We start from the raw sequence: 22,052 nt of genomic DNA on the forward strand, positions 1-22,052 counted from the left end.
TTTAATTTTCTGACGGGCTCGCCCTCTGCCCGTCAGTCCCTCTGCTTTCTCCCCGCTATACTGAATATATCTCCCCGGCGTCAGCGTCTGTTTCATCGTCTGGCAAACCGCGGCCAAACAGACCTGACTGGCGATATCGGCGATAAAAAGTTACCATGTTTCAATATACAGACTCGGTTCCGCTACTATTTTAATCAATTGACTGAATACTATACGCTCCCGGTAACCGCATTATCCCTCAGGCTTGTTGAAGGCGGTGGTGAATGTCTATAAATCTTAATAAGATAGAGTTCAACTCTATAATCAAACAGAAAATATGCGCCTGAAATTGTCATCTCTCCTGGCAGCCGTTTCCCTGCTGTGTGGGCAGGCCTTTGCCGCCCCTGTGCTCCCTGACCGCGCCGATATCCGCGACAGCGGTTTCGTCTATTGCGTCAGCGGCCAGGTGAATACCTTTAATCCGCAGAAAGTCAGCAGCGGCCTGATTGTCGATACGCTGGCCGCTCAGATCTACGATCGTCTGCTTGACGTCGATCCCTATACCTACCGGCTGGTCCCCGAGCTGGCGGAGAGCTGGGAAGTCCTTGATAACGGCGCCACCTACCGCTTCCACCTGCGCCGCCATGTCCCGTTTCAACGCACGGCATGGTTTACCCCGACGCGGGACTTCAACGCGGATGATGTGATTTTTACCTTTGGTCGTATTTTTAACCGCGACCATCCGTGGCACAACGTCAACGGCAGCAGCTTCCCTTACTTCGACAGTCTGCAGTTTGCTGACAGCGTGGAGAGTGTGCGTAAGCTGGATAATCAGACCGTGGAGTTTCGCCTCAAGCGGCCGGACGCCTCGTTCCTCTGGCATCTGGCCACTCACTATGCGTCAATTACCTCTGCCGAATATGCCGCCCGCTTAACGCAAGACGACCGCCAGGAGCAGCTGGATCGCCAGCCGGTCGGTACCGGTCCGTTCCAGTTGTCCGAGTACCGCTCCGGGCAATATATCCGTCTGCAGCGTCACCCCGACTACTGGCGCGGCAAACCGTTGATGCCGCAGGTGGTGGTGGACCTCGGCTCCGGTGGTACCGGCCGACTGTCGAAACTGCTCACCGGGGAATGCGACGTGCTGGCCTGGCCCGCCGCCAGCCAGCTGACGATCCTGCGCGACGATCCGCGCCTGCGCCTGACGCTGCGCCCGGGAATGAACATTGCCTGGCTGGCCTTCAACACCGCCAAGCCGCCGCTGGACAACCCTGAGGTGCGGCATGCGCTGGCGCTGGCTATTAACAACCAGCGCCTGATGCAGTCCATCTACTACGGCACCGCAGAGACGGCGGCATCCATGCTACCGCGCGCCTCGTGGGCCTACGATAACGACGCTAAAATTACTGAGTACAATCCCCAGGAAGCCCGCGCCCGCCTGAAGGCCCTGGGGCTGGAAAATCTGACCCTCAAGCTGTGGGTGCCCACCAGCTCTCAGGCATGGAACCCCAGCCCGCTGAAAACGGCGGAGCTGATCCAGGCGGATATGGCGCAGATTGGCGTCAAGGTGATCATCATGCCGGTGGAGGGGCGCTTCCAGGAGGCGCGGCTGATGGACATGAACCATGACCTGACGCTCTCCGGCTGGGCGACGGACAGTAACGATCCGGACAGTTTTTTCCGGCCGCTGCTGAGCTGCGCGGCGATCGCCTCACAAACCAACTTTGCCCACTGGTGCAACCGGGAATTTGATGACGTGCTGCAAAAAGCGCTGCTTTCGCAACAGCTCTCCTCGCGGATGGACGCTTACAAAGAGGCACAGCGGATCCTCGCCCGCGAACTGCCGGTCCTGCCGCTGGCCTCCTCGCTGCGTTTGCAGGCCTATCGCTATGATATGAAAGGCCTCGTGCTGAGCCCCTTCGGTAACGCTTCGTTCGCTGGCGTATCGCGGGAGAAAACCGAAGAGGTGAAAAAACCATGATTATTTTTACCCTGCGTCGTCTGCTGTTGCTGCTGGTCACCCTCTTTTTTCTGACCTTTATCGGCTTCAGCCTGAGTTATTTCACCCCTCATGCGCCGCTACAGGGCGCCTCCCTGTGGAATGCGTGGCTGTTCTGGTTTCAAGGGGTGCTGCACTGGGATTTTGGCGTCTCCAGCATTAACGGCCAGTTGATTTCTGAGCAGCTGCGCGAGGTGTTCCCGGCGACCATGGAGCTGTGCATCCTCGCCTTCGGCTTTGCCCTGCTGATTGGCATTCCGGTGGGCATGATCGCCGGCGTAATGCGCAACAAATGGCCTGATACCCTGATCAGCGCCGTCGCGCTGGTTGGTTTCTCGATCCCGGTGTTCTGGCTGGCGCTGCTCCTGACCCTCTTCTTCTCGCTGACTCTTGGCTGGTTTCCGGTCTCTGGCCGCTTCGATCTGCTGTATGAGGTGAAAACCGTCACCGGTTTTGCGCTGATTGACGCATGGATCTCGGACTCGCCATGGCGCCATGAGATGATCGTCAGCGCCGCACGGCATATGGTGCTGCCGGTGCTGACCCTGGCGGTGGCGCCCACCACCGAGGTGATCCGCCTGATGCGCATCAGCACCAGCGAAGTGTATGACACCAACTATGTCAAAGCGGCTGCCACCCGCGGCGTGTCGCGACGCAAAATTTTACTGCGCCATGTACTGCACAACGCCCTGCCGCCGGTGATCCCGCGCCTCGGCCTGCAGTTTTCCACCATGCTCACCCTGGCGATGATCACCGAGATGGTGTTCAGCTGGCCCGGACTGGGACGCTGGCTGATCAACGCGATCCGCCAGCAGGACTATGCGGCGATTTCCGCCGGCGTCATGGTGATTGGCGCACTGGTCATTATCGTCAACGTGATTTCCGATATCCTCGGTGCCATGGCTAACCCGCTGAAACATAAGGAATGGTATGCCCTACGATAGCAGCTACAAAATAAATGATTTTATCAATTAAAAACAATTGGTTAAATTTTAAAATCGTGCGATTTTACTGACTTTAATACACAATTTTGTACACTTTATTTTTACGTCCACTCCGACAGTCCTTGGTTAGAAAACTGTCGGAGTAACTTCTTCCGCTCCGTGTTAAGGTGATACATATGGAACTAATCACTCGTCTTGTTTACATCGATACCTCTGCTTATGAACGAAAGCATTTTCAATTTGGTCTATACATTCTTGAAAAACTACAATCTTTCGCATCGAATGGTAAGGTTCATGTGCTTATAACTGACATAACGCGAAAAGAAATCGAAGCACACATCCGGAAAAAGGTTGAAGAGGCTCTAAGAGAGCTAGAAAAGTACAAAAAACAATACGCACCTATATTGAGGACATCAAAAGGAAGTATTGGAGACGGTTTGTTTATCAAGCCTAACTTAGAAGAAGTCACAATCGAAGCTCTTGAAAGTTTTTCAAATTTCTTAGCAAGTGAAGGTGTTGAGGAAATAACCGTAAATAACGTTAGTCCATTATTGGTTTTCGAAAAATACTTTTCTAATGCTCCACCATTTGATCAACCAGGCAAAAAAAAAGAGTTCCCTGATGCATTCACTCTTGAAGCGGTAAACAATATAGCTGTCAAACGTAATCATAAAGTTTATATTGTAAGCGAAGACAATGATTTAATTTCAGCATGTGAGCACAACCCAAATTTCCTACATCTCATTAGTATTCAAAGTCTTATCGACATGCTTATTCGCAATGATGAACAGTTAGATGATGTGGTTTCTTTCGCTGATGGGATCTTTAATAAACTGCACCCAGCCATTATTGACTCCATTCGACAGTATATCAATGAAATAGAATTTATAGCTGAAGGTTCGGAATACCAAGAAATTGAAATTGATCAAGTTGAAATAAAAGATATAAAGTTAACATCCTCTAATCTTACAGATGTATCAAAAGAATCTGCAATTTACGACTTATCTGCAATGGTTACAATTGAAGCAGTGTTTCGTTTTCCTGATTACGAACGTTCACCTTGGGACCCTGAAGATAAAGCTTATGCTTTCGTATTTGAATCAACGGCTCTCTTTAGCTTTAATGAATCAATAAGCTTAAATGTTGAAATAGGGTTTCATGATGGAATAAGAGAGAATGCAGAAATTCAAAGTTTTATCTTGGATGAAGATTATATTATTTTAGACACAGAAAATGGAACATTAATTAGTCAGGCTGATAATTATTTTGATGACGACCATGAATAATAAATAATTTTCATTGGTAAGCAGTTTATAATGAACGTCACTAAACTGCTAACAACTACATCGTCCAGAGCCTCACCTTCTATGCTTTCAGTATGACTACTGGCGATGAACATGTGTGGACGATTTGCCCAACCACAGACACGCGAAGAATACTTGGCTAATATTGCAGAACAAACTGAACGTGACCTCACCTACGATCTAGAACCAATTGGCCCTACAACATGGCGCCAAGGACAAAGGTTTTGCTCATGAGCGAATGTGATGAACAACAGCATCTCGAACCCATTCACTGGGGCTATGCACTGGGATGGTGGGATAAACCACCGCTGATTAATGCACGAGTTGAGACCGCTGCGGCCGATCAGGGGCTTGTCGATATTCATGACCACCGGCCGCTGGTCCTGGTACCAGAAGCGGCCAAGGAATGGATGAGGCAGGATATCGGAGGGAAAGAGGTGGAGAAAATAATTGCTGATGGTGCTGTGCCAGCGGACCATTTCACCTGGCATCCCGTCTCCCGTGCGGTGGGGAACGTTAAGAATCAGGCGCCGGAATTAATTGAAGCTATTGAGCGCCTATAAATTCATAATGTCCGCAATGTGTCAAGCGGACATTTGTATACGCGACAATTTTGAATTTTCTAAGTAAAACTGGACTTCCTACGGAGTATGGAGGCCTCTAGAAATAATCATTTTAAAGTCCGTTAACATTTGGTAATATGTATTCGATAGCTATCTTTATTTCCTATCTCCACTACGGTTCTGAGATAGGAAAGTTGATATGGATGTCGTAATGATGACGACACCAATGGTGTTCTGTTTGTCGCTGATAAAAGCTGAGGTCTCATGATTAATGTATTTATATCCTATGCAAGAGAAGATGTTTTAATTGCAAAAAAACTAACCGAAGAGCTTAGTCGATATGATTACAATGTATTTTTGGACCAACAATCGATTCGGCTTGGGTCTCATTGGCAAGAGGATATACTAAAGCATTTAAAAAACGCTGATGTATTTATCGCACTTGTTACTGAACATAGCGATAAGTCTTACTATTTTAATATAGAGGTTACTGGTGCTATATCCTATGTTGCTAATAGCAATCGGGATAAGCTTGTTTTGCCAGTGGTACTGGATAAAGAAGCTCTTAATGATAGTGATCTTGGGGCGTTCCAGGCATTATTCGCACGTTCTGATGATATGACAAACCTCGTTAATGAAATTGTAAATGCTATCAGCCGCTTCGAAGGAGCCCGAGTAGCTCAGGAAGAGAGAAAAGAAATTCGAGCAAAAGTTCTTAAAGATGAATCAGCCGATTATATAAGTGAAACAATTGAGGATCTTAAGGCGCGCGAAAAAGATGGTCGTCAATTATCTTCAAGATGGCATTTTGCTGGATATGGGGCATTAGTAGCTTCTGTCATTTTCGTATTAATTCTTTGGTTTTTAGCTGAGCGTTCATTTGTAGAATCACCTCTTGATACTACTAGACTGATTTTCGATGCTATTAAAGGTGTAACAGTTGTAGCGTTACTTTTGGGCTTGGCAAGGTATTCATTTTTAATGGCAAAAACGCATCAATTAGAAGCTTTGAAGAATGCCGATCGACTGCACGCAATTTCGTTCGGGAAGTTCTATATGCGCGTTTTTTCTACGCAAATATCTCAAACTGAATTGAAAGAAGTATTCCAACATTGGAATACTTCAGGGGCTTCAGATTTGTCGCATCTTGATGTAGATAAAATTGATTCACGATTTATTGAACTCTTTGGGAAAATCTCTGAAAAATTTGATATTAAAAATAAATCTTAACTAAAGATTCTACTTATCAAGACTAGCAATCAAGTTAAGTCCGTTCCTCGCTCAAGCTGTGTGAAAACGTTTGTGATTGCAGAAACAGCCAAGAGCAGAGCTGAAAAACGCACTCATACGTAAAATCTGACGCTGCTTGAGCAGTCGAACGGTTCTAGATTTTGCATAGCCTCACGCACTTCGGTGCTCGGTCTGAGTTTTCACTCGGTCTGCGCTCTGAACGGACTCCTGTAGGAGTAGAATCGGCGATAGTACAATGCAATACTGATGGGCTGAATCACCTGACTTTGAGCAAGTCACTATATCTCGTGGTGTACCGAGGCGAAAGCATTTCTCGCTTCATCTGCCAGGCAGTCTGGATCCCTTGTCCTGCAAAATACAGCGTTCCCCTTCCGTCCTTTGCGTTGAGTTGGTCGAGAACGTCCATTAGCTTGTCGCTGTTCTTCCGTGGTGCGTTATCATCGAAGAGATTAAGTTGCGCTACGCCCTGGCTGTAGAAATCTCCAAGCATTACACCTGCTTTCTGATAACGATGTCCGTCTCGCCAGATTGCATCGAGGCATTTCGTCGCCGCGGTGATGATGTCCCGGCTGTCCTGGGTCGGCGTTAGCAGCTTTACCGATATGCTGTTTCCGTAATAGGGTTCATTCAGAGCAAAGGGGCTGGTTTTGACGAATGCAGAGATAAAGCGGCAGTACTGATGCTCGCCACGGAGTTTCTCCGCGGCACGGGATGCGTATAAGCATATCGCCTGGCGCATCTCTTCGTAGGTGGAAATCCGCTCCCCAAAGCTGCGACTACAGACAATCTCCTGCTTTACCGGCGCGAACTCCTCCAGACCGAGACAGGGTTCCCCGCGTAGCTCCCGCACGGTTCGCTCCAGAACCACATTAAAATGCTTTCGGATAAAACGGATATCGGTATCCGCCAGTTGAAGTACCGTTTTAATCCCCATGGCCTCCAGTTTTTTACTGATGCGGCGCCCGACGCCCCAGACCTCATCCACCGGAAGCAAAGCCATCAACTTCCTCTGCCTTTCCAGATTAGACAGATCCACCACTCCTCCGGTCTGTCGCTGCCACTGTTTCGCAGCGTGATTGGCCAGCTTTGCCAGGGTTTTAGTCTGGGCTATGCCGACGCCGACCGTGAGGTGCGTCCTGCGCAGAACCGTCTCGCGAATTTCCCTGCCAAAGTCGGTAAGGTCGCGACAATTCCGAACTCCTGTAAGGTCGCAAAATGCCTCATCAATACTGTAAATTTCGCAGCGTGGAGAGAGTTCCTCCAGTGTTGTCATCACTCGGTTGGACATATCGGCATAAAGCTCATAGTTGCTGCTAAACGCGATAATACCGTGCCGGCGAAACATGTCCTTTTGCTTGAAATAAGGCTCACCCATTTTGACGAAGGGCTTCGCCTCTGGCGAACGGGCGATCACACAGCCGTCGTTGTTTGACAGAACGACCACCGGACGCCCTTTCAGGTCAGGACGAAATACGGTCTCGCACGATGCGTAAAATGAGTTCACATCGCAAAGTGCAAACATCTCAGCCAGCCGATTTGATGATGTAAGTTACGACCCCGAACACATCGAGAGTATCCTCGCTACCGACGACTATTGGCGAATATGCAGGGTTCATTGGGTTAAGCTGAACCCGTGGATGCAGCTGCAGCTTCTTAACGGTAAATTCCCCATCCACAGCAGCAATAACGATATCGCCATGAACTGCTGTCCTTGAGCTATCCACAACCAGAAGATCCCCTTCCCCTATACCGGCGTCTTTCATGCTGTCACCGGCGGCTTTGACAAAATACGTCGCACTGGGGTGATTGATTAGTAACTCATTCAGGTCTATGCGTTGCTCAACGTAATCCTGTGCAGGGCTTGGAAAACCACATTGCACAATGTCACTGTACAACGGGATCAGCATGATCTCACGTAACTCAACGGGCGTGTAAAACTGCATAATTGACTCGCTCAGATTGATACTGTTTTTATATACAGTAGTTTTAACAGAGCGACAGATCAATATAGGTTCTGGCTATCAATTTATGTCATTGCCGTAACACATTGATGTAACGAGTAAGGTAAGTCTTAAAGTGTTTTCAGACCTTAGCTGTTTGATGGTTTTGCGAACAATGCGAGGTTAAAATTTTTCAGCTATGGCAATGCTTTCATAGCAAATTGCTCACCTGCGATCTCTTGCATACGGTACGCAGGTGAGCAAACTTAACCGGCTGGAAAATATTTATAAATCGTCTTCACTCCCACTCCTATCACATCGGCTACCTGCTGCCTGGTAGCGCCGTTCTCCAGCATTCTGCGGCACCGCTCCACAACCTCAGTGGTCATTACCCGGCGGCGTCCGCCTACTCTCCCCTGCTCCCTCGCTGCGGCTAAACCGGCTCGGGTACGCTCGACGATCAGCTCGCGCTCCATTTCCGCCAGGGCGCTCATGACGTGGAAGAAAAAGCGGCCTGCTGGCGTACTGGTATCGATGCTGTCGGTCAGGCTGCGGAAATTCACCCCGCGCGCCTGCAGCTCCGACACGAGCGTAATCAGATCGCGTACGCTGCGGCCCAGCCGATCCAGCTTCCAGACCACCAGCACATCACCCGGGCGGAGCCGCCGCAGCGCTCGCTTTAACCCTGGCCGCCGGGAATTTTTCCCGCTGGCCATATCCTCAAAAACCAGCTCACATTCTGCACGGATCAGCGCGTTTTTCTGTAAATCGAGGTTTTGATCCCCGGTTGATACCCTCGCATAGCCAATCAGCACTATCTAACTCCTTGAAATAGCTGATTGTAAAAAGCCGCGGCCATTCGCTCAAACCCTCGTTTGGGCGAACGCCTTTTTTGGAGCAAAAAACATGGCCTTTAACCCGGAGCTGGGGAGCACGTCTCCCGCTGTGTTGCTCGATAACGCCGAGCGTCTGGATAAGCTGGTCAATGGGTCCGAGCTGACTGAGCCGGATCGCGCTGGCGTTGAGCTGGATACCTGGCGCGGAATGATGGCGAAAAATGATCAGGTTACTGAAGACGCCCGCAAAAGTATTACTGCGCTGGGATTACCCTATTCGACATTATCGGAAGCACAGGCAGCCGTGAACAATGGTCAGATACCGGTGAACTCAGTTTGCTATGTCCGCAGCACTGACGACGCAGTAGCAATTGAGTATTTAAATGAAGCCGGAACACTGGTACCCACCGGGAATGTGTTGCCCTCAGAAGAAACCATCGACAAAAAGCTCAATCAGCGACTCGTCCCGGGTCAATACCTGTCGACATGGTTTCCTGTTTTTTTCGACAGAAACGGAAATGTTTACGCGTGGTTTGATGGCGGACGTTGGGACGTTGCTGATTTTGGCGCTAATGCACGAACAATCATTGAATCAGTACCTAACGCCTGGGCACAAAAATTTCTCCCCCAGGGAGACTACTCTCCAAATTACTTTCCGTTTGTTCACGACAGAAATGGAAATGTTTATGCATGGTTCCATAACGGTATGTATGACGGTTATGGATTTGGGCCAAATATTGAAAAGTATATCTTAAATCTTGTCGGTGGGGCTTCTGCAAAATCAGACAGTTCATTTATTGAAGGAGACCAGTATAAGTTCAACTTTAAAAAAGGTCGTGTTTTCAGTGGGCAGGCAGCGAGTGTTAATACCGCATTTTTTGGTGACTCATGGAACGAAAAAAACACGATTCCACAATCATTAATTAATGTTCTTGGTGGGATATATAAAGACCCGGCCTGGATAAGTTGCTCTAACCGCGCTGATGGTGTCATGGCTGGCATATCGCCTGTCGTTGCAACAAACTTTACGAAATATGATGGAGGGAGTAATAACACGAACCCGCCACCGTATGGATGCGGACCTGATGGGAATGGGTATTACAATAACAATACTGTTGGGTCTCTGGCCTGGACCGGTATTACAGCAACCGATCTTTCAGTTTTCTATTATGATGGTTCCGGTTCGTTTACCATCACAATTGATGGCGGCACACCTATAACAGTCAATGGTGCGAACACCGGAGCAGCTAAAAAGCACGATATCAGTGGGCTATCCGCAACAGCCCATAGCGTAACGATTCAGAGCCTGGGAAGTGGGGTTGTATCCATTTTGGGGATGTATGGAAAGAACAGCGCTGTGCGTTCCGGCGTAACGGTTTCAAGGATGGGGAATGGCGGGGCTATAGGAAGTGATTTCTTTAATTTTTCTGAGTGGATCAAACCTGTTGCACAGTATCTCGATATTGATTTGTTGTTCGTCATCCTTGGTACAAACGATTTCAGGTTAAGCAAGGGGACAACGCAATATAAAAATGGTCTGGTGGAAATAATTACAAAGTTTCGGGAAGCTACGCCCGGTATCTGTATTTGCCTGGTGTCACCGGGTCGCTGTAATGCAACTGGTACTCCAGCTCTGTCAGAGTACGATGCTGTCATGCGTGAACTGGCTGTTGAGTATAACGTCAACTTCATTAGTGGATATCAGCTATTCCCGAAAACGTACGATAACAGCAATGGGGCCTGGGAGGATGGTTTGCACCTGAGCTCTCTTGGCGCATATATATTGACAAATAAAATCAAAAACGAATTTTTTCAGGAGTAATTATGCCTATTACAGCCATTTTACTTGATATGAACGGTCCCGTCATACCGGGGATGAAAACCCTTGATGACTTTACTATTTCAAACTGGTTCGTCGGGCTCCCGGATGTCAGTGCAACACCACTCTCGGGTTATTATTTTGGAGAGCCAGCGCCAGATATCACTTATAACTCCTATAACAAAAACGCTCCGGCCGTCATCAATGGTTCTCTGAATAATGCTGACGGTTATATCTCTGTTAACAATACTGACTATCTGGATACAAGCCAGAAAGCACCTCTGACGCTGACAATCTGTGGTGTGGCTAAACGGAATGCCGGCGGGGCCTCGCTGAATGCCCATATGATCGCAGATTTTTCAGGAAGCGGTTCAGTAGCGAGTGGCTTTTCAATTGGCTTCACGAACGTGAGCGGAAATCTCTTTTGTGTAGGCCAGAATAATGGCCAGTCCTCCGCAGGGTATGCCTATGCAGCATTCCCGGCATCAATTGCCGTAGGTGATCTGTTCGCGTTTGCTGCCTCGATAACCCAGGGGACAGTAACCGTTGATATTTACAACCCGCAGACCGGGGCACTGATATCATCATCAGCTGCTTTCCCTGGTACCCGAGTGGCCGGAACAAATAATGTCCTGCTGGGGAGGAAAACTGATAACAACAACGAAACAACGACCAAGTATATCAAGTCGGTTTTGTTGATGGAGGGCGTGCTTACTTCAGCAGAGAAGGTTTCTGTTTCACAGTTCTTATTATCTATGGATTAAAAAACTCCCCCGGAGGCACGCCGGGGGAAAGGTGATAAATGACATTATTGCTGTGTGCGTCTTTGCGCACGGTGTATCTTCCAAGAAAATTCCTGGTGTTTCCAGATTTTTCTTGCCCGGCTGAGTGCAGCAGGTTTAAGGCAGCGACAATGGACTGGTATCTAACCTACCAGTTTCTGAAGGGCTGCAAGCCGATCGGTTATCAGTGAGGAAATACGCACGGGGCCCGCGTCCGCATTGAGGTGGATGCGGGACGGATTTGTATCCCCCTCGGTTAACAAAAAACTGGTGCTATTGAATTTTGTCCAGCCACAGTCAGCGTTAAGGTCTATTAGGGGGAATCCATATCGCAATGCTACGGCGCGTATCGCCGCCGCATAGTCAGAAACCCGCCCATAGCCATTTGTTTCACCGTCAACCCATGCCGCTGAGCGTGGAGAATCATAGTCCCCATTGAACGGTGTGGCCCACAGGATAGGTTTTGTTGGGGACCGCGCACGTAACTTCTGAGCGATGATGTTCAGCGCACCATAAACAGTTGTGTTTACTGTGTCGGTGATAGTTCCAATCGGAATATTTTGCGCCCAGTCATTTGTCCCCCACGGGCCACAAATCCACGCCGCTGCTGATGTGTCCAGGGCATTAATTCGCACATCGTCACACATGCTGATTTGCGTTGACGAGCTATCCGGTTTGGCTATTTTCGAACCACCGACCCCGTGATTCAGAAAAGTGCAGCCCAGTTCTGCCGCGACAAGAGGTTGCCATTTGTTATAAGCAACGTTGCTGTCACCCATCACATCGATGACTTTTCCAGACCACGGACTGACCGTGCTACCACCGGGAACGACTACATATTTTTTGGCAATAATGGGGACGGCTATACGGGTGGTGATCCCGATTTTGGCGGTGCCGGAAGGAGGTGTCAGCTCGTAATCGGTGTAGTCCACCGATTCTGTAGTACCGTTCCCTTCGGTGCCGATAACCGTCCCGGCACTGTTCATATACACCGCGAGCGAAACTCCACTGCCGTTAACCCTCGCTGTGACTTTCCAGCGGTCTCCTGCTGTGTAATTAAAAATTGCACAGTCAAATGCAGCATTTGCCACCACACTGCCATCAGCACGGTTTATATATGCTCCTGAGGTAATCGTGACGTCCTGTTTAATAAAATCATATACAAGAGAGTCCTCTATTGTTTGTACCCTGACATCCAGAGAATCGATCGATGCCAGTACTGTGGCCGTCTCAACGACAGCAAGTTTTTTAACAGCAATTTCCGCAGAATTACGACCGGTTATACCGATCTGTGTTGTCCCGGCAGGAATGTTAAGACGATAATTTGTATACTGCTGCGGGGTTGCCGTTCCCCGCCCTTCAACACCCAATACCATCCCGGCGCTGTTCATGTACACGGCCAGAGCAGTCGCCGATCCTGTCACAAGGGCTGTCACCAGCCAGCCATCCCCGTCGGAATGCGGAATGATTGCGCAGTTCAGCGCAGAGTTATCAGTGATGGCCCCTGTAGTTGGGTTGATAAATTTCCCGACTTGCCAGGCAGCTGCATAAGCATAACCAACAGAGATAGCCCCCTGGAGCGCATCGACGCGTGATGTTAACCCCGAAATACCGGATGATATGACGGCTGACAGATAAGTTTTATCCGGCGTGGCGCGAACAAAATCAGGCTGAATAGCCCCCAACGCAGCAGCATAAGCACCGACCTTAAATATCCCTGCCGTAGTATTTTCAACCCGGATCCTGACGTAGGATGCGCCGGATGGAATGACATCTGTGATAACCGGCGTATTTATACCGGCGGCCAGAGCAAGCTGTGATTTAGACGAAATAACAGCGCCCGCGGTGGACATCCAGAAAATATGGAACTTAGCACCGGCATCCTGGAACCACGCCAGTACGGAAAAGGTTAACTTATCACCAACCCTTACAGGCAGGCGGGCAAGGTCATAATATTTATCTGCAGACCATACGCCGGAATACTGTGCCACTGGAGTCGGTAACGGAATATTGGCATCAGTAGTGCTGAAAGTGACCACTGCTCCGCGATACCAGTCCCACGCACCGAATTTAGGATCATTTGCTGAATATTCATTCAGAGCATCAAACAGAATGTTCGCCCCGCGTAGCGAAGAATAAGATGGCATTTTCCGCCCGGTAGGCTGCAGCGTACCGGAGTTATTGATCACTTCTACAGCTAAAGCGCTGTCATCCGGGCTGCGGTAATACGTGGTCGACCCCACCGGAATATTCGCGATGTCCGCCTGTGCCGCCGCCAGTGTCATGTACTGGCGACTCAGCGGGATTAGATTTTGATGGATTCCACGCCATGAGTACAGCGGATCACCTGCGCGGTCGGGAACGGTGGCCGCATCTCCATTGACCAGCTTATCCAGACGCTCAGCGTTATCAAGCAGCACAGCGGGAGACGTGCTCCCCAGCTCCGGGTTAAAGGCCATGTTTTTTGCTCCAAAAAAGGCGTTCGCGCAAACGAGGGTTTGAGCGAAAGATAAAGTTGAAAGGGTTTTTTTTGGTATTAAGCAGCGTCGCCGGGGTATGTGGCGTCGTCGTACTGGTAGAACGATTCGAGGTATTCTTTAGCGGTGACCTGACAGGTTCCGTCTGACTGCGGAGCGATCTCCTCTACAATGGCGTCGTAGACGTGGCGCGTTGAGCCGCAGAACACCAGGCGGATCGGCTCGATGGTTGCCGACGACAGGTCAACCCGCATGGGATCATCAAACTCGCTCAGGTGCGGGACTGACAGCTGAAAATCACCCACCCTGCTCGCCACCATCAGCCCGGATGCAGAGCCATCCTGATAGCGGATCAGCGCGCGGGGATTTTCGAAAGACCAGTCCAGCGGCTCCGTAACGGTGAACGTTGTCACGCCACCAGCCGTTGTCATCGCCTCCACCAGACAGGAAATCGTGTTGTTACCCGGAATATCATCCGTGAGCACGATGCGATCTCCCGTGTTGTAGCAAAGCGCGTCCAGCTCGGTTGTGGTCTGGAACGTCACCCGCTGCTGCAGGTATTTCATCAGGCGACGCATCCCGATTTGGTAGGCGTGATCCTGATTGAGTACCCCATCGAGTTTGTAGTTTTCGATTTTCACCGGCGTGGGATTATCAGGCGTCCGGCATTTAACGGTCTCCTCTGCCCAGGTGACGCCATTGATGTACGTCACGTCGACGCCATCAAAATCATCGTCGGACGGTACGGTAAATCCGCTCTGCAGCTCCTCCACCATCTCATGCGGGGTGATCACGCCGGTCCAGGGCTTAACCCCTTCCCTGTTTACGGTAGCCAGACCATCACTCAGCAGAAAACGTGACTTCCCGGCATTGGCTATCTTCTGCAGCATTTCCAGCGCTGAGATACTGTCGCCCGTGGCAAAATCGAAATTTTCGCCCCGTGGCGTCCAGTATGCGGATTCCAGCGCGTTGATGGTGTCGACATCCATCTCCAGCCCCAGCGAGTTTCCGACATGCAGCAGAGCACCCGAGATAGTTCTGGCCGTTCCTGAGTCATAGGCGCGCGTGGCCACAACGTTTACACGTCGGTCCGACTGCGCCGCCAGCTTCCCGCCAGTCTCGACGGTCACCGCCATCAGCGACACGCCGGGATAGGATGAAGGGCGCGTCAGCAGTCGCCCGCGCAGTGCCTGCCAGTACATACTGTCTCGCGCGTTGTTTGATCCCTGCTCATTGCGCCGACGGCAGCGAACCTCTACCAGCCCCGGAGAGCTGAGGGTGATCCGCTCAGTGAAACCTAACCCGTTGACGTTTTTCAGCGCATACTCGCCCTGGTGACTCAACCACCCCGATCCGGAACCGTAGACGCGATACTGTATCTCCCACTCCACGTGGCGGATCCGTTTTTTGCCCTTACTGTCAAAGCCACAGATGCCGTTCGGGAAGGAGAAATTCACCTCGAATGCATCCACCACTTCATTCTCAGGGCAAACCAGGAACGGCCCCAGCCAGCTCAGCGTGTCGTTAAGACCAGTGGCCTCATAGTCGATCATCGTCCGGGCGGAGAATCCCGGCCATGACTCATCAACGGCACCGGAAACCAGGCGCGCAACCGTCGCCGTCGTGCCGTCGGCAGAGACAATCCGGTACTCATTCCCGCGGTGAGCAAGTGAAAGCCGTTGCACCCCCTCAGGCATGCCGGAAAAGGCTGTTCCCGTGGCGCTGTTATAGGCAAGCGTCACATTCGCCGTTACCGCCGGGCTGCCGCCGGTTGATGCCGTGCCGGAGGTGTAAACCGGGGCATCACCGAAAACAGCTGCAGGCAGCGAAGAGGACGTGATCGCCCCACCCGCGAACGGACTGGCCGACTCGGTTATCAGTACAGTTCCGCCGTTATCCTGCGCAACCAGGCCGGAGCCAGTGAGTCCCTCAGTGATGGCCGCCAGCAGTCCCGACATAGAGACGTAGTTAGCCACCAGCGACACCGGGTAGGTAACCCCCTGCCAGGTGATCGTGAACGTGCTGGAGCTGGTCGAAAAGTCGTAGGTGGTCGGGGCCGCACTGGCCTGTACTTTTGCCGCACTTCCCCCGGTGCCGGGCACCGCAGCCTGACCTGGGGTATATGACGCGATAAACAGATCGTAATCGACAGAGTTAAACCCCAGCGTCACCGGCATACCAACCAACGGCGCGATCTCCGTCAGCAGCGGGCTGGCGATAACGCTGTATCCGGCCGCCGAAGTGATCTGGTAGTTAGCCGGGGCTTTCAGTTCGACCACGGCGCCAGCGACCCAGCTGGGCGGCAGCGCGTTATCGTCATTATCGTCATCATCATCCGTATCCAGCCCGGTAAACGTCACGCTCGATCCGGAGACGGTCATGCTGTCTGCGATAATGTCGTCTGCGTCCGGCGACGTCTGGGCCATATCCAGCCCGGTGCCGGATGACGTCCCGCCCACTTCGGTGGAGTTGACCCAGTTTTCGCTGCGCTCATCACCGGAAACGTCCGCGCCTGGCGGGTAATGGGTGCTGCTGAATCCCGGTAGCGTTGAAGCCGGCGTACTGCCAACCCGGATATCGCCATTGGTATAAATCAGATCACCGATACCGAGACACAGCAGCATCTGGACGCGCATTTTCGTAGGATCGGCGGCATCAAACCGGGTAACCGGCTGCACCACATAATCAGGGTAGATACGCACCCGGCCAAACACCTCACGAATGGCATCACCGAGTTTTGCCGTATTTGCCTTTGCCGGGTTCAGGTCGAGACTCCGCCCTGTGGATGAGGTATAGCCGCCCGTATCGATGTTGCTCATCATAAACAGCGAATAGGCTGCTGCGGCAACGGAGATACCGACACCTATCCACGCAATGGTCGCGGCCTCCAGCCCGAAGGGGACCGGATAAAGCCGGACATCACTATCAGGGCGAATCACACACTTAGCCCACTCGCCTGGCGGAATTAACAGCCCCTCAACCTCAACGGTCAGCGGTGGAACATCCAGATCCTCGTAGCCTTCAACATTTGCCACCAGCCAGCTGCGAATGCTGGTTACACCATGCTCATGCGTTTCGAGTGGCTCACCGGGAAGCCGGGACGGGTAAAAACGAATGGTCATTGCCAGAACTCCACTTTGACAAATCGCCGCTTAAACCGCGGCAACGGCAGAAAGGTGACGTTCGTTCCCGGATTGCATTCCGCCACATGCAGCAGACCATCGATACTGACCACGATCCCTACGTGGGTGACAGTCGACCCGGAATAACAGGCCACCCCGGCCCCTTCGCAGGGTTCGCAGCGCTCAAGGGTAAGCATCATCCGGCGCGCTTCCCGGTCGAGGCCGCCGTCGTCTTTGGTTACCCCGGCAAAATCGGGCCAGACGGGTAAATTCAGGTCGCGGCGTATCTCATTCACAATGCCGAAACAGTCGAGTTGCGGGTATACGCGCCCGCCCTTCAGCCAGATGACTGAACGGTATTTATCAGGGTTAAACATTGGGGTTCCTTAGCTGATATAACGCAGTCCGGGGAATACAGGTAGCGTGTAGCGGTAACGCGGCCAGGCGGTATCAAGGATATTCATATAACCTGCGGTAATCTGCACCTCTGTCGCCGTCCAGGAGCCCGACTTGATTTTCAGCGTATACGGCACTTCCGCAGGGGCCGCTAAATCCGTGGAGATATAACGCCGGTACGTCAGCGATGCAGGCAATCTGTTAGCCAGGGCATTGCGGATCGCCGTGGACACAACACCATCGATATTGCACAGGGCAAATTTCAAATCTTGCGTACCGTCCGCATTGCGCGCCGGCAGCGCAATGTCTATCGCACAGGCTGAAAACGTTACGGTATCGCCGTTCTCCGTCGTTGCCGTGATGTTCTCGTAACCCTGGCAAAGGTAGTGAACATCAGAGCCAATGGTGATCTGCAGCGTTTCAATGATCACCTCCGGTCCGCTGCTGGCGTAGAGGCGTTTAATCTGCGTCATGCTTCGGCCACTCCTTATTCAGCGCAATATCCAGCAGTGAGCTGCCGACGATCCATTCCGGGTAATTACCCCATGGGGCAGGAGCAAGGGGGCGTTCCCATAATTCAAGCGTCGCTGTGTACTTCCAGTAAATCGGGGCCACCAGTACCGGTCCCTGATAAATATCTGTAAAGCGGCATTTGTAAAACTTAATGCCTGCCGGCGTCTGCAGCTTCATCATGAACCATGCAGCCCCGTCAGATAACGCATCACGGAACCAGGACTCAAACGCCAGGCCCTGCGCATCGGTTTCCATAAACCAGGTGATGCTGGCCTGCGTCGGCGTGGACGTAAAAGCTCGCCTTTGCCTCGCGCGACCGGTGGTTAACTGGGTTCGTTTTAACGGGCTTACAGGCTGAAATCCGTATCCTTCCTGTAATGGCATAGGGAGGCTGTCATGTGGGTAGTAGATATCAGTCATGCAGTCTCCCGGTAAAGTATCTCGAATAAAATTTCACCATTAACCTCAGGAGGGTATTCATTTCAGAATAAAGCACTATGGAATCGAAGAAATCTCTGATTTTTTGGTTAAAATTAACGAAGATAAAAATCTTATTAAATCGAAACAAACACACAAGGCGATATATTTATCAACTCACCTCAAGAGCTAAAAGAAATCAAAAAAAAACAGCATTATCAATATATTAATTTTATTGACTTTAATATGAGCTTACATTGTTTCGGCACAGCCCCATATCAAAATAAAAAATGGCGATGCGCCGACAGGCAATATACGTCAATGTGACTGCTTGTTTAAAAGCAACTCCTGAAGAAGAAGCGCAATAGAAACAAAGATCAAAACCCCACAAAAAACAATTTTTGCAAAATCATAGTTAAACACGGTTGTAAGCGTATCATTATTATATAAGTGATTATGCCTATAGGAATAAGTTGTGTAGATATCATCGCATATTTCAAGAATTCCACCGACTATCAAAACAAGCCAAAGAAATGAAAACTTCACTCGGACCTCCTTACGTTTACGTCTCCTATTGAAGATAAGCCCGCCAATAAAAAGAGGAATCATAAAAGCTATAAAGTCTTTAAATGTAAATGTTAACAACGCTTCCATTAATAAGATCCTTGTGTTTTCTTGCACCTACTCAGATTGTTAGACTTACCTACCTAATCAAGTCTCAGCTAATGCAGTTTAGCTTACCTAGGACCGTGTCGTGTATAGTTTCCTTTTAGAGCGTTGCCAAAAGCCCCTTGTGGCATGGTAACCTCCTTTGTGAGTTCACCTTTTAACTGCCTGGAAAGCAGTCGATTATTCTGATTGAGTGTAGCGCTCAACTGCTCCGGAGTAATACCCTGGAGATGAAACTCCTGATTAATCGGCGCGTGTACAGTTGTTTGCCTACGGTTATCGCTGTTAACGTTCTGAACACCAGTACCAAACCCTGTACGCCCCAGAGTTGCATCAAGCGGTTGGCCATTTCGAAGTGCCTCAAGCTGAGACACGCCGATCCGGTTCGTTGACGCCTGGTCAAAGACGTACTCTCCTTTGTGAACAATACCTGCGGGCTGATACTTGCTACCGGGGCCGGTGTAACCGCCGGAGGCGAAGCCAACTCCTGAAACAGCCTGGATATTTGAGACGATACTGGCAGTCTGCGCAGCGATTGAGGCCATAGCGATGATGTTGGCCGGATAAGGCGCGCTTACTGCCCCACTTGCTATAGCCTGCTGGATTTTCACCATAGAGTCAGCGATAGCGAATGCCTTGCTCGCAGCAAAAGCAACCTTGTAGATTGCCGATTGCTCACCAAACCCCGTTCGCATGATGTCGGCGGTACTGTCAAACAAAGACTGCGTGGCCGCAGATATGATGGTGTTTTTCTGAGCCTCGATGACCTGATTTGCATCCGCTGCACGCTGACGAATCGACGTCATTCTGGCCTCACCCTCGGCAGTTATTTCGCCGGCCTTCGCATAAGCTTCCTCCTGAGCTGCCAGCCAGCGCTGGAGCTCCTGCTGCGCCTGGTCATATTCATTGATTTGCCCCTGCATCCCCTCAAAAGTTCCAGAAAGTCGCCCTCCTGTGGGTGTCAGGTTTCCTACAACATTACGAACCGTCGAGGGCAGTTGCATATCGGTGTTTTGATAAATATCTGCCCGCGTTTTTTCATATTCACCGGGTTTAAGTTGCCCCGTTGCTTTGGCCTTCTCCAGCAGTTCAAGACGGGTTTTAAGCAGATCGTTGGTCCGCTCATCCTTCGTCTTTACCTGTTCCTGCATCTTCCGGTAATCGTCCAGGGTTTTTACGGAATTTTGCAGTGCCTCCTGCTGCTTATACGCCTGGAGGATTTCATCTGAACGGGAAAGAATCGACTTCTGGTCAGCGGTGAGCTGCGTTTTAGATTTGAGGTCAGCAATCTGCTGCTCGAACTTGATACGAGCCTGTGTCGCGCTGTTAAGCTTGTCACTGGCATCCAGCTGGGACTGCATGGCAGCAGTCTGCTGGTTTATCTGATCAAGCAGCCGGGTTGCTGCGTCCTCGGTATATGTTTTACTCTTTGGCGTCTTGGGTGGTTTCGGATCTTTGTACATCTCGTTAATACGAGAAACATTTTTTGAATATTGCTCTGCAGTAATTGCGCCTGCCTTCAGGAACTCGCTTTGCTGCTTAATGGCTTTATTGCGCTTATCCGCATTGCTCAGATATTGCTGGTTAACGCGATCTGCTTCCTGCTGCGTTTTAATTCTTTGCTGTTCAGCTTTGTCATGACTACTGATTATTTCAGTTAAAACGCCTTCTGTTGTGATTTGAGATTGCAGATTATTTAGCTCATCTTCGAGTTCAGCCTTTCTTCCACCAAAAAAATAGCTTCCGCCTGCAGCCTTATCTATCCAATCTAATTCCTTACGAATTTGAGAGATCCGCTCGGTGCCGGTTTGCTCGCGACCTATATCAAGCATGGCATCCCATGCTCCTTTAGCCGTTTAGCAAGCGAGTCCCAAGCACGTTCAAGAATCCCCAAATTCTGATGAATATCGTTCGCGCGCTGCTGCATGGCATTGGCGTAAGCATCAGTAGCCACCCGTGCAGCATCCTGCTGATTACCTTCATCCTGCAGTGCTTTAATCTGGTTGTAGGTTGCCAGTGTCAGAAAGTGGTACTGGTCGTTAAGTTTGGTAATGGCCGCAACCGGGTCAGCAGCAATGTCGTTGAAATCACCCACCAGCTTTTCAGTGGCGATGCCTGTGGCTTCACTGATTTCAACCACGGCAGTTGTTACTCGTTCCAATGACTCTGCAGCCACTTTCCCGGATGAAACTATCTGGTTAAGTGTGGCTGCGGTCACGCCAGTAGTTGAGTTGGCAACTACTGAAACCCGAGCGGCCATATCTGCTAGTTGCCCGGTGGTTTTACCAACAAGATTACCGTTAAGGGTCAATGATTTATAGAACTCGTCCTGCTCCTGAGAGCCTTTGTAATAGGCCAGCCCAAGAACACCGACAGCCGCGGCAGCCAGAGTGACAGGATTAATCAACCCCAGCACATACCCGCCAACACCTTTAATCGCGGGGCCAATACCGCCGAACATATCTTTCAACTGCCCGCCCTGCTGCATAAGCACCATAAACGGCGACTGACCCGTAGATAAGCCGACGATAATGTCAGTCATCTGCGCCGGGATCATGCGCATGGCAAAGGCAGTCTGTGCGGCAGATTGTCCGGTTTTGCTAAGGTCGTCGCGAAATCCAGTTAGCCTGTTTCGTGTTTCCTCGATTTTCTTTGAATAAAGATCGAATGTATCGGTATCTACCATCCCCTTTGATTTGAATTTCGCAAGATCTTGCTGTTGTTTATCCAGTTTATTCAGAGCTGCGTTTACCGGGTCAATTCGATCTAAGAGTTCAGAAGAGAATGTTTTTCTTCATCAGTAGCCTTTGTCACTTTCCCTGCACTGGTAACAGCACGTTCGCCTGCCTGCGTCATTTTTACCAGTGCAGTTGCGAGATTGTCAGCCTGCTTTTCTGCCCCGGAGCTATCAATCACAATGGCCAGGCGGGAGGTTTGTTCTGTCATTTAGCTATCTCCGGGCAATAAAAAACCCCGCCGTAGCGAGGTTTTTTTACGAATACAATATGTTGATAGTTATATTATCGAAACGGGTTCACTGG

General features: G+C 50.4%; 15 protein-coding genes and 2 pseudogenes. 7 read left to right on the plus strand and 10 right to left on the minus strand.

The features are described 5' to 3' along the window. The first annotated feature begins 316 nt into the window (after nt 1-316). From sapA to SP68_RS14665, 5 genes and pseudogenes are all read left to right on the plus strand, one after another. Nucleotides 317-1,960, plus strand: a complete 1,644-nt coding sequence (gene sapA / locus SP68_RS14645; RefSeq protein WP_008805240.1) for an ABC transporter substrate-binding protein SapA — start codon at nt 317-319, stop codon at nt 1,958-1,960. Further along, nucleotides 1,957-2,922, plus strand: a complete 966-nt coding sequence (gene sapB / locus SP68_RS14650; RefSeq protein ID WP_008805241.1) for a putrescine export ABC transporter permease SapB — start codon at nt 1,957-1,959, stop codon at nt 2,920-2,922. Before sapA ends, sapB begins: the two co-directional genes overlap by 4 nt. A gap of 176 nt (nt 2,923-3,098) precedes the next feature. Next, nucleotides 3,099-4,208 carry a PIN domain-containing protein gene (locus tag SP68_RS28405; RefSeq protein WP_159193580.1) on the plus strand — a complete coding sequence of 370 codons (1,110 nt, stop codon included), beginning with the start codon at nt 3,099-3,101 and terminating at the stop codon, nt 4,206-4,208. 111 nt (nt 4,209-4,319) lie between these two features. After that, nucleotides 4,320-4,789 (plus strand): annotated as a pseudogene (locus SP68_RS14660) (SOS response-associated peptidase family protein). A gap of 264 nt (nt 4,790-5,053) precedes the next feature. Then, complete coding sequence (locus SP68_RS14665) at nt 5,054-6,019, plus strand: toll/interleukin-1 receptor domain-containing protein (protein WP_040968408.1); 966 nt, start codon at nt 5,054-5,056, stop codon at nt 6,017-6,019. A 277-nt stretch (nt 6,020-6,296) separates the two neighbouring features. On the opposite strand, the gene SP68_RS14670 is transcribed toward SP68_RS14665, so the two are convergent. The 3 genes from SP68_RS14670 to SP68_RS14680 all read right to left on the minus strand — a co-directional run bounded on the left by SP68_RS14670 (nt 6,297) and on the right by SP68_RS14680 (nt 8,795). Further along, on the minus strand, nt 6,297-7,562 hold the full coding sequence (locus SP68_RS14670; protein ID WP_040968407.1) for a Y-family DNA polymerase: 1,266 nt from the start codon (nt 7,560-7,562) through the stop codon (nt 6,297-6,299). 1 nt (nt 7,563) lies between these two features. Further along, nucleotides 7,564-7,983 carry a translesion error-prone DNA polymerase V autoproteolytic subunit gene (locus tag SP68_RS14675; RefSeq protein WP_040968406.1) on the minus strand — a complete coding sequence of 140 codons (420 nt, stop codon included), beginning with the start codon at nt 7,981-7,983 and terminating at the stop codon, nt 7,564-7,566. Between the two features lie 263 nt (nt 7,984-8,246). Next, entirely contained in the window at nt 8,247-8,795 is a 549-nt protein-coding gene (locus tag SP68_RS14680; RefSeq protein WP_040968405.1) for a recombinase family protein, read from the minus strand. 91 nt (nt 8,796-8,886) lie between these two features. On the opposite strand from SP68_RS14680, the gene SP68_RS14685 reads away from it, so the two are divergent. Beyond that, nucleotides 8,887-10,638, plus strand: a complete 1,752-nt coding sequence (locus SP68_RS14685) for an SGNH/GDSL hydrolase family protein (protein WP_040968404.1) — start codon at nt 8,887-8,889, stop codon at nt 10,636-10,638. A 2-nt stretch (nt 10,639-10,640) separates the two neighbouring features. Further along, nucleotides 10,641-11,399 (plus strand): hypothetical protein, encoded by a 759-nt coding sequence (locus tag SP68_RS14690; RefSeq protein WP_040968403.1) that lies wholly within the window; start codon nt 10,641-10,643, stop codon nt 11,397-11,399. 161 nt (nt 11,400-11,560) lie between these two features. Here SP68_RS14690 and SP68_RS14695 read toward each other — a convergent pair whose 3' ends face one another. The 7 genes and pseudogenes from SP68_RS14695 to SP68_RS14725 all read right to left on the minus strand — a co-directional run bounded on the left by SP68_RS14695 (nt 11,561) and on the right by SP68_RS14725 (nt 21,957). Further along, nucleotides 11,561-13,876, minus strand: a complete 2,316-nt coding sequence (locus SP68_RS14695) for an SGNH/GDSL hydrolase family protein (protein WP_052470371.1) — start codon at nt 13,874-13,876, stop codon at nt 11,561-11,563. A gap of 77 nt (nt 13,877-13,953) precedes the next feature. Continuing rightward, the gene (locus SP68_RS14700) at nt 13,954-17,016 is read right to left on the minus strand and encodes a host specificity factor TipJ family phage tail protein (protein ID WP_040968402.1); all 3,063 of its coding nucleotides are present in this window, start codon (nt 17,014-17,016) and stop codon (nt 13,954-13,956) included. Next, complete coding sequence (locus SP68_RS14705; RefSeq protein ID WP_040968401.1) at nt 17,013-17,393, minus strand: hypothetical protein; 381 nt, start codon at nt 17,391-17,393, stop codon at nt 17,013-17,015. The genes SP68_RS14700 and SP68_RS14705 overlap by 4 nt, the downstream gene beginning before the upstream one ends. Before the next feature lie 9 nt (nt 17,394-17,402). Then, on the minus strand, nt 17,403-17,885 hold the full coding sequence (locus tag SP68_RS14710; RefSeq protein ID WP_040968400.1) for a DUF1833 family protein: 483 nt from the start codon (nt 17,883-17,885) through the stop codon (nt 17,403-17,405). Then, the gene (locus SP68_RS14715; RefSeq protein WP_023159427.1) at nt 17,872-18,345 is read right to left on the minus strand and encodes a hypothetical protein; all 474 of its coding nucleotides are present in this window, start codon (nt 18,343-18,345) and stop codon (nt 17,872-17,874) included. The genes SP68_RS14710 and SP68_RS14715 overlap by 14 nt, the downstream gene beginning before the upstream one ends. Before the next feature lie 315 nt (nt 18,346-18,660). Further along, the gene (locus tag SP68_RS14720) at nt 18,661-18,996 is read right to left on the minus strand and encodes a hypothetical protein (RefSeq protein ID WP_015958316.1); all 336 of its coding nucleotides are present in this window, start codon (nt 18,994-18,996) and stop codon (nt 18,661-18,663) included. Between the two features lie 83 nt (nt 18,997-19,079). After that, nucleotides 19,080-21,957: pseudogene (locus tag SP68_RS14725) on the minus strand (phage tail length tape measure family protein). Nucleotides 21,958-22,052 lie beyond the last annotated feature (95 nt).

Origin of the sequence: Klebsiella variicola (assembly GCF_000828055.2) — a bacterium.
Classification (GTDB): domain Bacteria; phylum Pseudomonadota; class Gammaproteobacteria; order Enterobacterales; family Enterobacteriaceae; genus Klebsiella; species Klebsiella variicola.

Coding starts and splice junctions, on each gene's coding strand:
- SP68_RS14685 (WP_040968404.1), top strand. CDS start 8,887: ATGGCCTTTAACCCGGAGCTGGGGAGCACGTCTCCCGCTGTGTTGCTC.
- SP68_RS14665 (WP_040968408.1), top strand. CDS start 5,054: ATGATTAATGTATTTATATCCTATGCAAGAGAAGATGTTTTAATTGCA.
- SP68_RS14715 (WP_023159427.1), bottom strand. CDS start 18,345: ATGACTGATATCTACTACCCACATGACAGCCTCCCTATGCCATTACAG.
- SP68_RS28405 (WP_159193580.1), top strand. CDS start 3,099: ATGGAACTAATCACTCGTCTTGTTTACATCGATACCTCTGCTTATGAA.
- sapA (WP_008805240.1), top strand. CDS start 317: ATGCGCCTGAAATTGTCATCTCTCCTGGCAGCCGTTTCCCTGCTGTGT.
- SP68_RS14670 (WP_040968407.1), bottom strand. CDS start 7,562: ATGTTTGCACTTTGCGATGTGAACTCATTTTACGCATCGTGCGAGACC.
- SP68_RS14690 (WP_040968403.1), top strand. CDS start 10,641: ATGCCTATTACAGCCATTTTACTTGATATGAACGGTCCCGTCATACCG.
- SP68_RS14695 (WP_052470371.1), bottom strand. CDS start 13,876: ATGGCCTTTAACCCGGAGCTGGGGAGCACGTCTCCCGCTGTGCTGCTT.
- SP68_RS14720 (WP_015958316.1), bottom strand. CDS start 18,996: ATGGAAGCGTTGTTAACATTTACATTTAAAGACTTTATAGCTTTTATG.
- SP68_RS14705 (WP_040968401.1), bottom strand. CDS start 17,393: ATGTTTAACCCTGATAAATACCGTTCAGTCATCTGGCTGAAGGGCGGG.
- SP68_RS14700 (WP_040968402.1), bottom strand. CDS start 17,016: ATGACCATTCGTTTTTACCCGTCCCGGCTTCCCGGTGAGCCACTCGAA.
- sapB (WP_008805241.1), top strand. CDS start 1,957: ATGATTATTTTTACCCTGCGTCGTCTGCTGTTGCTGCTGGTCACCCTC.
- SP68_RS14710 (WP_040968400.1), bottom strand. CDS start 17,885: ATGACGCAGATTAAACGCCTCTACGCCAGCAGCGGACCGGAGGTGATC.
- SP68_RS14675 (WP_040968406.1), bottom strand. CDS start 7,983: ATGCAGTTTTACACGCCCGTTGAGTTACGTGAGATCATGCTGATCCCG.